The sequence below is a fragment of the Marinobacter xestospongiae genome (assembly GCF_023156385.1).
Lineage (GTDB): Bacteria > Pseudomonadota > Gammaproteobacteria > Pseudomonadales > Oleiphilaceae > Marinobacter > Marinobacter xestospongiae.
In genome coordinates, this window is sequence record NZ_JAKZAK010000010.1 from 43656 (window position 1) to 58724 (window position 15069).

Genomic DNA, 15069 nt, shown 5'->3' on the forward strand with positions numbered 1-15069 from the left:
CATTGTTGCTGCGGGCCTCGTCCAGCAGCCCCTGCATGGTCTCCAGTTTGGCCTGGGCCTTGTCGAGCTGCTCTGTGAGGACATTCAGGTCGGGCGGTGATGGCTCCGGGGAGGGCGCTTGCGGTACTTCCTCAGCCACCGGTTCCGGTTCGCTGGTCTGCGCCTGGGCAAGGGCTTCCTCCGCCCGTTTCACCCGGTCTTGGTTTTTCGCCACCGCCCGCTCCAGTTTCTCCACGGTGTCGGCATTGTCCGCCCGGGCCTCGTCCAACAGCGTCTGCATGTTGCTCAGCTTGCCGCGGGCTTTCTCAAGCTGGGTCTTCAGGCTGTCGATTTCTTCGGCACTCGCTGGGGCTTGTACGGGCGCTGGCTGCGCCTCCACAGTGGCTTCGGAGGGCGACGGTTTGCTCGCCTGGGCCAGGGCCTCTTCGGCGCGTTTGAGGCGTTCCTCATTCTTGGCGACCGCCCGCTCCAGCTTGTCGACAGTGCCGTCATTGTTGCTGCGGGCTTCTGTCAGCATGTCCTGCATCTTGGCAAGCTTGTCGCGGGCCTGGTCACGCTGCTTCTCCAGCGCCTCCCGATCCACCGGTGCCGGCGTGGGCGCTGCTTCGGCGTTGCCCTGACTGTTGGCTTTCTTGCGGGCCAGGGCCTGTTGCACCATCGCTGCCTTGGCTGCCCGTTCATCGGCTGCCGGAGCCTCGCTGGCGTCGGCTTCTGCCTTCTGGGCCTGCTCCGCTTCCGCTTGCTTGCGGGCCTGGGCTTCAGCGGCGGCGCGCGCCCGTTCTTTGCGTTTGGCTTCTTTTTCCGCCTGTTCCCGTTCCAGTCTTGCCTGGCGCGCTTCAAAACGCTCGCGGGCGCGATCGGCCTTGGCCTGTTCCGCCTGCTGGGTACGGATTTCGCCCTTGGCGAATCGGTAGTACTGGACCAGCGGGATGGCACTCGGGCAGACGTAGGTGCAGGCACCGCATTCGATGCAGTCGAACAGGTTCTGGTGTTCGGCCTTGTCGAACTCGTTGGCCTTGGCGTACCAGAACAGTTGTTGTGGCAGCAGGTCCATCGGGCACACTTCGGCGCACATGCCGCAGCGAATGCAGGGCTGCTCCGGTGGCGGCTCCGGCAGTTCCGTGGCGGTGGCGGCAATAATGCAGTTGGTGGTCTTGATCACCGGAACCGCGGTGGTCTGCAGGGTGTAGCCCATCATCGGGCCGCCCAGCACCAGCCGGCTGAGGCGCTCGGGCTGCACACCGGCCTGGGCCAGCAGGTGGTCAATGGGGGTGCCCAGCAGCGTGTCGAAGTTGCCCGGGTTGGCGATGGCCTCGCCGGTCACGGTGGTGATTCTCGAGATCAGCGGCTCGCCCAGATCGATGGCGCGATGGACGGCAATCGCAGTGCCGATATTCTGGCACATCACCCCGATGTCGGCCGGAATGCCGCCGTGGGGCACTTCCAGGCCAGTGAGAATCTGTACCAGTTGCTTCTCACCACCAGACGGGTACTTGGTGGGTATCACGCAGACTTCCACCTGGGTGCCCTGACAGGCGGCCCGGATGGCAGCGATGGCCGCCGGCTTGTTGTCTTCAATGGCGATCACGCAGCGCTGGGGGCGAAGTATCCAGGCCATAATTCGCAGCCCGGCCGCCACCTGGTCCGCTCGCTCCCGCATCGCCATATCGTCTGCGGTGATGTAGGGCTCGCACTCGGCACCGTTAAGGATCAGTGTCTCCACTTTACGGTCGGTGGGAGGCTGCAGCTTGATATTGGTGGGGAAGCCGGCCCCGCCCATGCCCGCAATGCCGGCCTGGCGAATACGATCCAGGACATCGGCGCGCTCAAGCTGGTGGAAATCCGCCACCGGCTGACGATCACACCAGCGGTCGTCGCCGTCCGGGCGCAGGAAGATGCAGACATCGTCCATACCTGAGGGGTGAGGCACCGGATGCGAGCCAATCGCCTCGATGGTGCCGGAGGTGGGGGCGTGGACCGGCACCCCGACCGGACCTTCGACCGTGGCCAGGGGCTGCCCTTTGAGGACCTGCTCGCCCACCTCCACGACGGGCACGGCGGGCGCGCCGATGTGTTGCTGCAGCGGCAGGATCAGACGATCCGGCACGCCGGCAGGCTCGATCTGGCGGGTGGTGGAGAGGTCTTTGTTTTCCACCGGATGTATGCCGCCGGGGAAATCCCAGAGTTTGGTCATCAGGCAACGACTCCCTGGCGATCCGTCGCTATAAGGTTGCTGGCAGGCGGGTTCCAGGTCCAGGTGCGGATATCCGCTTCGACCGTGACCATGTCAATACAGTCCACCGGGCAGGGATCGACACACAGATCGCAGCCGGTGCACTCGCTGGCGATGACCGTGTGCATGTGTTTGGCGGCCCCGAGGATGGCGTCTACCGGGCAGGCCTGGATGCACTTGGTGCAGCCGATGCACTCATCCTCACGGATCACCGCGACCCGTTTGGCCTGCTCGACGCCGTGTTCGGCGTCCAGTGGCTGGGGTTCAACATCCAGCAAATCTGCCAGGGCCTTGATGGTGGTTTCGCCACCCGGTGGGCATTTGTTGATGGCGTCGCCATTGGCAATGGATTCGGCGTAGGGCCGGCAGCCGGGAAAGCCGCACTGGCCGCACTGGGTCTGGGGCAGAATTGCGTCAATCTGTTCCACCAGTGGGTTGCCTTCCACCCGGAAGCGTTCGGCGGCAAAGCCCAGCAGCCCGCCAAAGGCCAGGGCCAGTAGCAGGAGAACGGCAACGGCGATCAATACGCTGGTCATCATGGCAATAAACCCCGCTGGTCAGACGCCGACAAGGCCGGTAAAGCCCAGGAACGCCAAGGCCATCAGTCCTGCGGTGATCATGCCGATGGCGGCGCCCTGGAAGGCGACGGGAACGTCGGAGACGGCAATGCGCTCACGCATGGCGGCGAACAGCACCAGCACCAGCGAGAAGCCGGCGGCGGCGCCAAAGCCGTAGAGCACCGATTCCACGAAGTTGTTCTGCTTGTTGAGATTCAGCAGAGCAACCCCGAGCACCGCGCAGTTGGTGGTGATCAGTGGCAGGAAGATCCCCAATACCCGGTATAGCAGAGGGCTGGTCTTGCGGACCACCATCTCGGTGAACTGGACCACCACCGCGATCACCAGGATGAAGGTGATGGTCTTGAGAAATGCCAGATCCAGCGGCGCCAGCAAATAGGTGTAGGCCAGGTAACTACAGACCGAGGCCAGGGTCAGGACAAAGGTGGTGGCCAGGGACATGCCCATGGCGGTCTCCAGTTTCCCGGACACGCCCATGAACGGGCACAGGCCGAGAAACTGGACCAACACAAAGTTGTTCACCAGGATCGTGCTGACCAGAATCAGCAGGTACTCTGACATTGCAACAGGCTCCCGCGGAGACTACATGATCCGCATGCCGGGGGTGGCGCCGGAGTCCGGCGACAGGATGTGGATGTCCTTACCACCCGGGCCTGCCGCCAGCACCATGCCTTCCGACAGGCCGAATTTCATCTTCCGTGGTTTCAGGTTGGCGACCATGACGGTCAGCCGGCCTTCCAGATCTTCCGGGTTGTAGGCGGACTTGATACCAGCAAACACGTTGCGCTCGCCGTGACCTATATCAAGGGTCAGGCGCAACAGCTTGTCAGCACCTTCCACATGCTCCGCTTTGACAATCTTGGCCACCCGCAGATCGACCTTGGCAAAGTCGGTAAATTCTATCTCATCGGCGATCGGTTCCAGATTGGCTGCGGCGGCCGGTTTCGCGGGCTCGGCGGATACCGATTCGCGGGACGCCTCCAGCATTTTCTCGATCTGGGCCATGTCGACCCGGTTCATCAGTGGCTTGAACTTGTTGATGCCGTGGTTCTGCAGTAGCTCGCCACGGTCGTTCCAGTTCAGCGGGCTGTTGAGGAACTCGGCTGCGGCTTCGGCGGTTTTCGGCAGCACCGGCGCAAGGTAGGTCATCAGCAGGCGGAACATGTTGATGGCGTTGGTGCAGATCGCCTGCAGGGCGGCGTCCTGGCCTTCCTGCTTGGCGATGACCCAGGGCTGCTCGTCGTTGACATACTGGTTGGCAATGTCGGCCAGTTCCATGATCCGGCGCATCGCACGGCCAAACTCACGTCCCTCATAGTGCTCGGCAATCTCCTGGCCGGCGTCGATAAAGGTGTTCAGTTTGTCCTGCTCGGTCACGGTGCCAAGCTGGCCATCAAACCGCTTGGTTATGAAGCCGGCGCTGCGGCTGGCGATGTTCACCACCTTGCCCACCAGATCGGAGTTCACCCGGGAGGCAAAGTCCTCCAGGTTCAGGTCCATGTCGTCGACACCGCTGCCGAGCTTGGCCGCGAAGTAGTAGCGCAGATACTCCGGATTGAGGTGATCCAGGTAGGTGCGGGCCATGATGAAGGTGCCCCGCGACTTAGACATCTTCTTGCCGTTGACGGTGATGAAACCGTGGGCCCAGACCGCGCTCGGGGTCCGGTAGCCGGCACTGTGCAGCATGGACGGCCAGAACAGGGCGTGAAAGTTGATGATGTCCTTGCCGATAAAGTGGTAGACCTCGGCGTCGGAATCGGCATTCCAGAAATGGTCGAAATCGATGCCTTCGCGATCACACAGGTTCTTGAAGCTGGCCAGGTAGCCAATGGGTGCGTCCAACCAGACATAGAAGTACTTGCCCGGTGCGTCAGGAATCTCAAACCCGAAGTAGGGCGCATCACGGCTGATGTCCCACTCCTGCAGGCCGGCGTCCAGCCACTCCGACAGCTTGTTGGCGATCTGGGGCTGGAGGGCGCCACTGCGGGTCCACTGCTGCAGGAAGTCGGTGAACTCCGGCAGACGGAAGAAGTAATGCTCCGATTCTTTCTCAATCGGGGTGGCGCCGGACACTGCGGAGGTCGGGTTGATCAGCTCCGCCGGGGTGTAGGTGGCGCCACAGACTTCGCAGTTGTCACCGTACTGGTCCTCGGACTTACACTTCGGGCAGGTGCCCTTGATGAAGCGGTCCGCCAGGAACATCTCTTTTTCCGGATCGTAGGCCTGGGTGATCTTGCGGGTGGCGATGTGATCGTTCTCACTCAGACGCCGGTAGATGTACTCCGAGAACGACCGGTTCTCCTCCGAGTGGGTGGAGTGGTAGTTGTCGAAGTGGATGTTGAAACCGGCAAAATCCTCCTGATGCTCCTGACGGATACGGTCAATCAGGGCCTCGGAGGTGATGCCTTCGCGCTCGGCACGGAGCATAATGGCGGTGCCGTGGGCATCGTCTGCGCAAACGTAGTAACAGTTTTGGCCACGCATTCGCTGGTACCGGGCCCAGATATCAGTCTGGATATACTCCAACAGGTGTCCCAGGTGAATCGGGCCGTTGGCGTAGGGCAGGGCGCTGGTAACCAGAATGTCGCGCTGTTTCTGTTCGCTTGCTTGCGTCATGTTAAGTGTCCGAACCTTGATCAATAATGGATGTGGTCAGAAGCGGGCACAGATGATACCTTCCGGCCGGTAATTTTTCATCCAGATAGCCCGTTTTTGTTGCCCCGAGCGCCGGGTACTGGCGTCCTGCCAGCGGTGACTGACGGGGCGGCTGGCTTTCGACATCGCTGCTGCCGGTGTGCCTGGCATTCCGGTGGCGCCCCCACTTTCTGGAGAACGGCATGACCGACGTTTCCCGGCAGGCTCTTGAAGCCGCCGTGCGCCAATACCAAGACCCCTATCTCGAATGTGATCTGTTCCAGCTGGATGCGGTGAAGTCGCTGACCATCGACGACGCCGGCGAGGTGTCGCTGGTGGTTGAGCTGCCTTACGCCGCTGAGGGCATCACTGGCGCCCTGCGGCAGCTGGTGAGTTCTGCGCTGGAGAATGTGCCTGGCGTGGCGTCGGTTTCGGTGACGGTGAATCAGCGTATCCATGCCCACCAGGCCCAGCGTGACCTGCAATCCATCGCCGGGGTCAAGAACATCATCGCGGTTGCGTCCGGCAAGGGTGGGGTTGGCAAGTCGACCACGTCGGTGAACCTGGCGCTGGCGCTGAGCCAGGAAGGTGCGCGGGTGGGTATCCTGGATGCGGATATCTACGGCCCCAGCGTTGGCATGATGCTGGGCATTGCCGAAGGCACGCGCCCCGACACCAAGGAGAACAAATACTTCCTGCCGCTGAAGGCCCATGGTCTGCAGGCCATCTCGATGGCCTTCCTGGTGACTGACAAGACACCGATGGTGTGGCGCGGGCCGATGGTCAGCGGTGCGGTGCAGCAGCTGCTGACCCAGACCCTGTGGGACGAGCTGGACTATCTGGTGGTGGACATGCCTCCGGGCACCGGCGATATCCAGCTGACCCTGGCGCAGAAAGTGCCGGTGACCGGCGCGGTGGTGGTCACCACCCCTCAGGACATTGCCCTGCTGGACTGCAAGAAAGGCATCGAAATGTTCCGCAAGGTCGACATTCCTGTGCTCGGTGTGGTGGAAAACATGAGCGTGCACATCTGCAGCCACTGCGGTCACGAAGAGGCGCTGTTTGGGCATGGTGGCGGCGAGCGGGTGTCCGAAGAGTACGATACGCCGCTTCTGGGCCAGCTGCCGCTGCACATGACCATCCGCGAGCAGACCGATGGTGGCACCCCGTCGGTGGTGGCGGAGCCGGACTCGGAAGTGGCACGTCGCTACCGCGATATCGCCCGCCGGCTGAGCGCCCTGTTGTCCCAGCGACAGCGTAACCTGAGCTCGCCCATCCCCAGTATTTCCATCAGCGACGACTGAGGGATTTCCGCAGCGACCTCCGCCGGCTTTGGCGTTGGTGGGCGTGGGTGGTTACAATAGCCGGTTTACGGGAGCGGGCTTGACCGCTCCCGTCCGCACATTGTCCGAATTCACCGTGAGATTGAACTGATGAGTATAAAGTCCGACAAGTGGATCCGCCGCATGTCCGAAGAGGCCGGCATGATTGAACCGTTCGAGCCTGGCCAGGTGCGTGAGTCCGGGAAGGGCCGGGTCATCTCCTACGGTACGTCCAGCTACGGCTACGACGTGCGGTGCAGCAATGAGTTCAAGATCTTCACCAATGTGCATTCGGCCACGGTGGACCCGAAGAACTTTGACGACAACAGTTTCGTCAACGTGACCAGCGACGTCTGCATCATTCCGCCCAACTCCTTCGCCCTGGCGCGCACCGTGGAGTACTTCCGCATTCCGCGCAACGTGCTGACCATCTGCCTGGGCAAATCCACCTACGCCCGTTGCGGCATCATCGTCAACGTCACCCCGTTGGAGCCGGAATGGGAAGGGCAGGTGACCCTGGAGTTTTCCAACACCACCAACCTGCCGGCGAAAATCTACGCCAACGAAGGGGTGGCGCAGATGCTGTTCTTCGAGTCTGATGAAGTCTGTGAGACCAGCTACAAGGACCGTGGCGGCAAGTACCTGGGCCAGACCGGCGTGACCCTGCCAAAAACATGAGGTGTCGCGACCGTCTGACCCACCCGATCTTCAAGGCGACAGCGCTATGAATGCCAACCAGTTCCTGAAAGCGGTCGAGCAGCTCCATGGCTGGCGAGAGTTCGCCTTCATCGTGGCTCTGGCCGAGCGCGGCTTCCCCAACTACGCCCTGTTTGCCGATGCGGTGGGCCTGAAGACCGGCGCCAAGATGCGCCAGCTTCTCGACGTCACCTGGGAGATGCTGCAGCAGGAGCCGTCGGAATCGGCTATCCCGCAGTTGCTGACGAAACTGGAGGCGTTGTCACCGGATGTGAACGTCTACGACGCGTATGGCGTTTACCCGGCGTTTGATTTCTGCCGCCTGCTGGAGCAGGCCCTGTTGTGCCGGCTCAATCCGGATCGGCACCGGGCTACCGAAGCCTCCCAGTGGGCAACGGCCACCGTCGTGGACTTCGTTGAAGTGTCTGACGGCGAGGAACTGGACGAGGATGAGTTGGTGCGCCTGCTTGATCAGCATCCGCTGATGAAGGCGGACAAGGCGTTCCAGCGTGACCTGGTGTTGGCCCTGAAGCGTCAGCGCACACCACTGGAGCGTTTTGTCGACGAGCTGCGTGACATGGCGGCGAACGACGGCATCAGCAATATCGGCATATCACTGCAGGACTGAGTGCGCCGGGTACAGGCGTCGGGTCCTGGTCCCGGGGGGGCTCCCCGGGTTTTCTGAATGGCTATCGCGATGGATGGCGATTCTTGGACGACTTGGACGATCACACCATGAAACTGTCTTCTTTCGGCCGCAAGTTCACCGCCGGCGCCGGTATCACGTCGTTGATGGAGGATCTGGGCAACGCCCTGGCATCCGGCGACGACATGATCATGATGGGTGGTGGTAACCCCGGCCACATCCCCGAAGTGCAAGCCCGACTGACCGAGGTGTTGGGCGATCTGGCCGCCGATCCCGATGCGGTACGCCGCCTGGTGGGGATTTACGATCCGCCCCAGGGCGAGAAACGCTTCATCGCGGCGCTGGTGGATCTGCTGAACGCGGAATACGGCTGGAACCTGGCGCCGGAGAACGTGGCCCTGACCAATGGCAGTCAGGCGGCATTTTTCATGCTGTTTAATATGTTTGGTGGCGACTACGAAGACGGCCACCGCAGGCACATCCTGCTGCCGATGGCGCCGGAGTATATCGGTTATGCCGACGCCGGAATTGCGCCGGAGCTGTTCAAGGCGGTGAAGCCGGAGATCACCTTCACCGACGCCCACGAGTTCAAGTATCGGGTTGATTTCGATGCGGTGGAGGTGACGGCGGACACCGGCGCCATCTGCGTGTCACGGCCGACCAACCCCACTGGCAATGTGGTCACGGATGAGGAACTGGCGCGCCTCGAGGCGTTGGCACGGCGCCATGATGTGCCACTGATTGTCGATGGCGCTTACGGTACGCCGTTCCCGAGCCTGCTGTTCGTGGAGGCGACGCCAACCTGGAATGAGCAGATCGTGCTGTGCCTGAGCCTGTCCAAGCTGGGCTTGCCGGCGGCTCGAACCGGTATTGTGATTGCGGATGAACGCATCATTTCGGCGCTGTCCGGGGTCAATGCCATCATGAACCTGGCCACCGGCAGCTTTGGTGCGATGCTGGCGGAACCGCTGGTGCGCAGCGGCGAGATTCTTTCCCTCAGCCGGGAGGTGGTGTGTCCGTTCTATCGTGGCAAGATGGAGCGGGCGGTCGCGGCCTTTACCCAGGCCATGGGGGAGGGTATTCGCTGGTATGTGCACAAGCCGGAAGGCGCAATGTTCCTGTGGCTGTGGTTCCCGGATCTGCCGATCTCCAGCCTGGAACTGTATCAGCGCCTCAAGGAGCGAGGGGTGTTGGTGGTGTCCGGTCATTACTTCTTCCCGGGCCTGCCGGAGGATGACTGGCGTCACCGCCATGAGTGCCTGCGGGTGACCTATTCCCAGGACGATGCTCAGGTAGCCGAAGGGTTGCGTATCATCGCCGACGAGGTCAAGGCGGTGTGGGCCGCTCACTGAGCTCCATGTCTTCCAGGTGAATCTGGTATCGGCTGCCATCCGGTTCTTTCTGGGTCAGCCGTACCAGCAGGTGTTGCCATTGGGGCGCGAACCACATCAGCGTTTCGCGCCCGCTGCCTTCCCCACGGACCTTCTCCACCACCAAGGTTTCCACTTCACCCAGCTCCGTCTGCAGAGGCTCCTGACGAATGACCTGGAAACGGTCTTCGTCGTAGCGGCCCTTGTCCACCACCTGATAGGTCACGTCGGTCAATCCCGCCCGCAGGTCCTGATGGAGCTGCAGTTGGTAGCCCAGCGGGTCCAGACTGCCGGGCCGGAGCGGCAACTCGAAGGTCTTGCCCTCATAGCGACCGGACACCATGCCGTCCTGCCAGTTGAAGTCAATCAGCCGCTCGCGATCGCGGATCAGCATGCCGGACAGGTGGTAGCGATAGCGCAGAGGGATCACGCGATGATCCTGCCAGCGGAAGATCACCGACTCGGTGATGTTGGCAATGAATGACGATACCCTGAAATCGTAGTGCCACAGGCCACTGTCCAGTTGTCGCAGCGTGCGGGTGGCGCCGCCATCAATTGCCACGCCCTTGTCCAGTGAGGCGCTGAAACTGGCCTCGTAGGGCGTCAGCGAGAGCGCCGAGGTCGCCTCGGAAGGTGTGGTGGCGGCCGCGCTGGCTGTGCTGGTCATGAGCAGCACGGCGCCGATCATGGCGGCCGAGAACAGTCGGTGCAGGACCGGGGTGGGCATGGACGGGCTCTCCGGGCAACGTCGTGATGAGTGCGGGATTGCAGCCAGGGCGGAAATATCGCCCTGGCTCGCTCACAGTGTAGCCCGAAGGGAAAGTCTCCGGAATGACAGGGCGTTAACCCGGCCTCCTTGGCCAGGCGTTCTCAGGCTTCCTCGGCCGGCAGCACCAGGGGCTGGGTCAGCGGGGTGCCGTCAAAGGTGGCGTGTTCGTCATCCAGCTGAACCCGGCCTTCGCAGAACCAGCGCAGTACGATGGGGTACAGTACGTGCTCCTGCTGTTGCACCCGGGCAGCGAGGCTCTGGGCGTCATCATCAGCGGCCACGGCCACCTCGGCCTGGGCGATCACCGGGCCGCCATCCAGGTCTTCGGTGACGAAGTGAATTGACACGCCGTGGCGTTGGTCGCCGGCATCGAGAGCGCGCTGGTGGGTGTTGAGGCCCGTGTATTTCGGCAGCAGCGACGGATGGATGTTCAGCATCCGGCCGCGGAAGGCGTTGACGAATCCGGGTGTGAGAATGCGCATAAATCCGGCAAGCACCACCACGTCGGGGCTGTGGCGCTCAATCTCCGCTTTCAGGGCGGTGTCGAACTCATCGCGGGAGCCGAATTTCTGGTGGTCCACGGTGAAGGTCTCGATGCCGGCCCGTTTGGCGCGTTCCAGGGCCAGAACGTCCGGCCGATTGCTGCCGACAGCGACGATCTGCCCCGGGTAGTCCCGCTCCCGGGTGGCTTCGATCAGTGCCTGCAGATTGCTGCCGCTGCCGGATACCAGCACCAGGATGCGGGGATCGGTCAGTTCCTGGTTCATCATGCGTTCAGCAGTCCTGGCGCGTAGCGAACCGATGCGTCGGCGTCACGATCGTCCTGGCGCTCGATGGTGCCGATTTCCCAGGCCTGCTCACCCATGGATTGCAGGGCGTCCAGGGCCAGCTGTTTCTGGTTGGCCGGTACGCAGATGATCATGCCCACGCCGCAGTTGAAGGTGCGGTACATCTCTTCAATGGCCACGTTGCCGTTGTCCTGCAACCACTGGAAGACGGGTGGTAGTTGCCAGCTGTTGGTGTCGATGGCGGCCACGGTTCCCTTGGGAAGCACGCGGGGAACGTTCTCCGGCAGGCCGCCGCCGGTGATGTGGGACATGGCCCGGATCTCGACTTCGCAGCGCAGTTGCAGCAGGTTCTTGACGTAGATGCGTGTCGGCGCCATCAGCGCGTCGGCCAGGGTTTGACCTGCCAGGTCCTGCTGCAGGTCAGCGTCGCTGACTTCGATGATCTTGCGAATCAGTGAGTAACCGTTGGAGTGGGGGCCGGAGGAGCCCAGGGCGATAAGGGCGTCGCCTTCCTGGACCTGGGAGCCGTCGATGATCTCGCCGCGCTCGACCACGCCAACACAGAAACCGGCCAGGTCGTAGTCGTCGCCTTCGTACATGCCGGGCATTTCGGCAGTCTCACCACCCACCAGGGCGCAGCCGGAGAGCTCGCAACCGGTGCCGATGCCTTCCACCACCTGGGCGGCCACATCAACGTTGAGCTTGCCGGTGGCGTAGTAGTCCAGGAAGAACAGTGGCTCGGCGCCGCCAACCACCAGATCGTTGACGCACATGGCAACCAGGTCGATACCGATGCTGTCGTGCTTGTTCAGTTGCATGGCCAGGCGAAGCTTGGTGCCCACTCCGTCGGTACCGGATACCAGCACCGGCTCTTTGTAGCCGGCGGGGATGGCCACCGTGGCGCCAAAACCACCCAGACCGCCGAGGACTTCCGGGCGTCGGGTGCGGGCCGCAGTATCCTTGATGCGATGGACCAGGTCATTGCCGGCGTCAATGTCGACACCCGCGTCGCGGTAGGTGAGGGAGGGCTTGCGTTCGCTCATGGTAGTGAAAACCGTTTTGGCCGAAGGATAGGCGCGGGATTTTACCAGTTGCGAAGGGGCGCTCCAACTGCATTTCCCCTGACGTCCTCCAGCCACGGGGCCCATCGCTCCGTATGGCCGTTTTTTTGCCGTGGCAGCGCGGCCGGGTTGCTACTCAGCGTTGGGGCCTTGGTGTATCCTATGCGCCACAAAACGGAATGCAGGGTGATTCATGCCAGGACACGGTCTTACGCACAAAACGACAACCTTCCCCAACGCCCGCTGGCTCAGGCGCCTGGTGCCGCTGTTGCTGGCTCTGGTGTGGTCGTCAGCGTCGGCGGTTACGGTGGAAGGGCTTTATGCCGTTGAGGTGCCTGTCGCCGGATCTGGCCAGAGCCAGTTGGAGGCCGGGGCCCGAGAGGGGCTCAAACAGGTGCTGCTGCGGGTGTCGGGCCATTCCAGCATCCTCCAGCGGGAAGAGCTGGCACCGGTACTGGAGCAGTCGGAATCGCTGCTGCAAACCTATCAGTTTCTGCGGGGTGGTGGTCGTGGCTATCGCCTGCGAATGACGTTTGGCGCGGTCGGGGTAAACCAGGCGCTGTCGTCGATTGATGCGCCGGTGTGGGGCGCCAACCGCCCGCTGGCGCTGGCCTGGGTGGCGGTGCAGCAGGGTGCCAGCCGGGAGCTGGTGACTCAGCCCCGGATCAATGACGACGGTGAAGCCGCTTCTGGCGGTCGCTGGTATCGGGCTTTCCAGGCGGCTGCGGCCCGACGGGGGCTGCCGCTGGCATTTCCGCCCCAGGCCTGGGGCGGGGATCGGGAGCTGCTGTCGGAAGTCTGGGGGCAGTTCCTGGGTGAGCTTCGCTCGGCGTCGGAAGACCTCAGTCACGACCTGCTGGCGTCGGTACGGATCAGTCGTTCCGGTAGCGGCTGGCAGGGTGCCTGGGTGCTGGACGGCCGCGGACTGGAAGAATCGGACCGCGCCATTCAGGCCGGCTCGCCAGAGGCCCTCGCGGAGCGTATGGTGGGGCATTGGGCTGACCTGCTGGCCTCCCGCTATGCGGTGGCAGCCGGCGAAATCGCCGATTCTCCGCAGGTGGACATCGTACTGGACAATGTTGAGCGGATGACCGATTACGCCGCGGCCAAGGCGGCGCTGGATGGTTTGACGCCAGTGCTGAAAGTTGGCCCGGTACGGGTGACGCCAACCCGGGTGGTGCTGCGGGTGGCATTCTCGGGTGAGCTGGCCCAGTTGCGGGAGTACATGGCGCTGGACCCGCGCTTTGTCTCCGAGGAAGCGACAGTGATGGCTGCAGAGGACAATGCCGCAGAAGGCATTGCCGCCACCGACGATGTGGCACAGACTGCCAGTGGGCAACTCACAGCAACCGCCGGTGGCGACGTTGACGGACAGGCAGCGGCGGGTGAGGGTGATGTTGCGCCACCGGTGTTTCGTTACCAGTCATCGGCGCTGAATCCCGAGGACAGTGAACAGGCCTTTGAGTCGCTGTACCCCATTCTTCACTATCGCTGGCAGCGGGCTCCCTCCGCTGGTGGCGATGCCGGCCAGCCCTAGGCTGGCCGTCTGGCGAAACGGAGTCGACGGATGACCCACAGCTGGCGCTGGATTCCCAACGCGCTGACGTTTCTTCGGGCGTTCCTGATCCTGCCGTTTGCTATTGCGCTTTGGGAAGGTAACTACCGGCCAGCCTTGGTGATTTTTCTGTTGGCCGCGGTCACCGACGCCTTCGACGGGTTTCTGGCAAGGCAGTTTGACTGGCGCAGCCGTATTGGCGCGGTGGCGGACCCCCTGGCCGACAAGGCCTTGCTGATTACCTCCTATCTCATGCTGTCGCTCACCGGGGTTCTGCCCATGTGGCTGTTCCTGCTGGTGTTGGGGCGGGATCTATTGATCGTTGCCGGCGGCCTCGCGTTCCATTACGGTATCGGCCGTTTCGAGATGCAGCCCAGTTTTCTGGGCAAGTTCAATACTCTGGTGCAGATTCTGGTGGTTCTGGTAATCATCATGATGCTGGCCGGAGTCCCGCTCCAGCCCTGGGTGAAGGAAGCGGGAATTGTGCTGGTGGCACTGTCGACGATCATCAGCGGTATTCATTACGTAGTGGTGTGGAGTATGCGGGCGTGGAGGGCAAAGAGGCATTGAGTGGTCCTCAGCTGACCCTGGGCGTGAAGCTCAGGGATGATGCCAGATTCGACAACTTTCATGGCGAGCGCAACGCGTCCGCGGCCAACCGCCTCAAGCAGCTGGTGGATGCCGGCGGTGGCAGCGGGTTGCAGGTGGTGGTGCTGTGCGGGGATTCCGACACCGGCAAGAGCCACCTGTTGCAGGCTGCCTGTCACCAGGCGGAGGGACGTTCAGAGCGGACCGTCTGCATCAGCATGGAGGAAGTGCTGCCCTTTGGTCCTGGCGCACTCGCTGGCCTGGAGCAACTGGATCTGATCTGCCTGGACGACCTGGACCTGATCGCCGGCAAGGCGGACTGGGAGGAGGCGGTGTTTCACCTCTATAACCGCATCCTCGACCGGGGACGCCGGTTGATGGTGAGTCTGTCGGCTCCTCCGAGTGTGGTGTCGTTTGGTTTGCGGGACCTGCTGTCGCGGTTGCAGCATGGGCTGGTGATCCAAGTTGGTATCTACCGGGACGATGACCGGCTGACCATTCTTCGAACCCGCGCCGAGCAGCGGGGATTGGTACTGGCGGATGATGTTGCGGGCTTCATCATGCGACGGGCGCCGAGAAAACTGGCGGACCTGCTGGCCATTCTGGACAGGCTGGACGAAAATTCCCTGCGGGCCCAGCGAAAACTGACGATACCCTTCGTCAAGTCGGTCATGGGCTGGTAAGCGTCCGGACCGGATAATAGCGGGTTAAGGCCGGACAAGCTCAGTTCAGATAACTCAGTTGGATTGGCTAACGCCGTTTTAGATAACCAAGAGAGCCGGGCAAACGGCTCCAGAATACTCAAGGAACAACTCAGGCACGTGACAGG

General features: G+C 62.5%; 13 protein-coding genes and 1 pseudogene. 7 read left to right on the plus strand and 7 right to left on the minus strand.

Annotation, left to right across the window (positions count from 1 at the left end; all coding sequences use genetic code 11):
* Nucleotides 1–376 precede the first annotated feature (376 nt).
* The 4 genes and pseudogenes from rsxC to metG all read right to left on the minus strand — a co-directional run.
* Nucleotides 377–2194, minus strand: a pseudogene (gene rsxC, locus MLD24_RS09230) (electron transport complex subunit RsxC); the annotation flags it as partial.
* Nucleotides 2194–2769, minus strand: coding sequence for an electron transport complex subunit RsxB (gene rsxB, locus MLD24_RS09235; protein WP_228752880.1), 576 nt, complete (start codon nucleotides 2767–2769; stop codon nucleotides 2194–2196). The pseudogene rsxC and the gene rsxB, both read right to left, overlap by 1 nt.
* Before the next feature lie 21 nt (nucleotides 2770–2790).
* Nucleotides 2791–3372, minus strand: coding sequence for an electron transport complex subunit RsxA (gene rsxA, locus MLD24_RS09240; RefSeq protein WP_227171566.1), 582 nt, complete (start codon nucleotides 3370–3372; stop codon nucleotides 2791–2793).
* Between the two features lie 21 nt (nucleotides 3373–3393).
* On the minus strand, nucleotides 3394–5427 hold the full coding sequence (gene metG / locus MLD24_RS09245) for a methionine--tRNA ligase (RefSeq protein WP_248166384.1): 2034 nt from the start codon (nucleotides 5425–5427) through the stop codon (nucleotides 3394–3396).
* Nucleotides 5428–5648: 221 nt separating this feature from the next.
* Here metG and apbC point away from each other — a divergent pair, with 221 nt between their 5' ends.
* The 4 genes from apbC to MLD24_RS09265 all read left to right on the plus strand — a co-directional run bounded on the left by apbC (nucleotide 5649) and on the right by MLD24_RS09265 (nucleotide 9461).
* Nucleotides 5649–6749 carry an iron-sulfur cluster carrier protein ApbC gene (gene apbC, locus MLD24_RS09250; protein WP_248166386.1) on the plus strand — a complete coding sequence of 367 codons (1101 nt, stop codon included), beginning with the start codon at nucleotides 5649–5651 and terminating at the stop codon, nucleotides 6747–6749.
* 129 nt (nucleotides 6750–6878) lie between these two features.
* A complete protein-coding gene (gene dcd, locus MLD24_RS09255) occupies nucleotides 6879–7445 on the plus strand; it encodes a dCTP deaminase (protein WP_227171562.1) in 567 nt (188 codons plus the stop codon).
* 46 nt (nucleotides 7446–7491) lie between these two features.
* Nucleotides 7492–8091, plus strand: coding sequence for a YjaG family protein (locus tag MLD24_RS09260; RefSeq protein ID WP_248166388.1), 600 nt, complete (start codon nucleotides 7492–7494; stop codon nucleotides 8089–8091).
* 107 nt (nucleotides 8092–8198) lie between these two features.
* Nucleotides 8199–9461, plus strand: coding sequence for a valine--pyruvate transaminase (locus MLD24_RS09265; RefSeq protein ID WP_248166390.1), 1263 nt, complete (start codon nucleotides 8199–8201; stop codon nucleotides 9459–9461).
* On the opposite strand, the gene MLD24_RS09270 is transcribed toward MLD24_RS09265, so the two are convergent.
* The 3 genes from MLD24_RS09270 to purM form a co-directional block, all read right to left on the minus strand.
* Entirely contained in the window at nucleotides 9436–10206 is a 771-nt protein-coding gene (locus MLD24_RS09270; RefSeq protein ID WP_248166391.1) for a DUF3108 domain-containing protein, read from the minus strand. The genes MLD24_RS09265 and MLD24_RS09270 overlap by 26 nt on opposite strands.
* A gap of 143 nt (nucleotides 10207–10349) precedes the next feature.
* Nucleotides 10350–11018 carry a phosphoribosylglycinamide formyltransferase gene (gene purN / locus MLD24_RS09275; RefSeq protein ID WP_248166393.1) on the minus strand — a complete coding sequence of 223 codons (669 nt, stop codon included), beginning with the start codon at nucleotides 11016–11018 and terminating at the stop codon, nucleotides 10350–10352.
* Nucleotides 11015–12079, minus strand: coding sequence for a phosphoribosylformylglycinamidine cyclo-ligase (gene purM / locus MLD24_RS09280; protein ID WP_248166395.1), 1065 nt, complete (start codon nucleotides 12077–12079; stop codon nucleotides 11015–11017). The genes purN and purM overlap by 4 nt, the downstream gene beginning before the upstream one ends.
* A gap of 211 nt (nucleotides 12080–12290) precedes the next feature.
* Here purM and MLD24_RS09285 point away from each other — a divergent pair, with 211 nt between their 5' ends.
* From MLD24_RS09285 to hda, 3 genes are read left to right on the plus strand one after another with little or no spacing between them, the layout of a single operon-like run.
* Nucleotides 12291–13634 carry a DUF2066 domain-containing protein gene (locus tag MLD24_RS09285; protein WP_248166397.1) on the plus strand — a complete coding sequence of 448 codons (1344 nt, stop codon included), beginning with the start codon at nucleotides 12291–12293 and terminating at the stop codon, nucleotides 13632–13634.
* A 30-nt stretch (nucleotides 13635–13664) separates the two neighbouring features.
* Complete coding sequence (locus MLD24_RS09290; RefSeq protein WP_248166400.1) at nucleotides 13665–14222, plus strand: CDP-alcohol phosphatidyltransferase family protein; 558 nt, start codon at nucleotides 13665–13667, stop codon at nucleotides 14220–14222.
* Nucleotides 14201–14923 (plus strand): DnaA regulatory inactivator Hda, encoded by a 723-nt coding sequence (gene hda / locus MLD24_RS09295; RefSeq protein WP_227171554.1) that lies wholly within the window; start codon nucleotides 14201–14203, stop codon nucleotides 14921–14923. The genes MLD24_RS09290 and hda overlap by 22 nt, the downstream gene beginning before the upstream one ends.
* The last annotated feature ends 146 nt before the right edge of the window (nucleotides 14924–15069 follow it).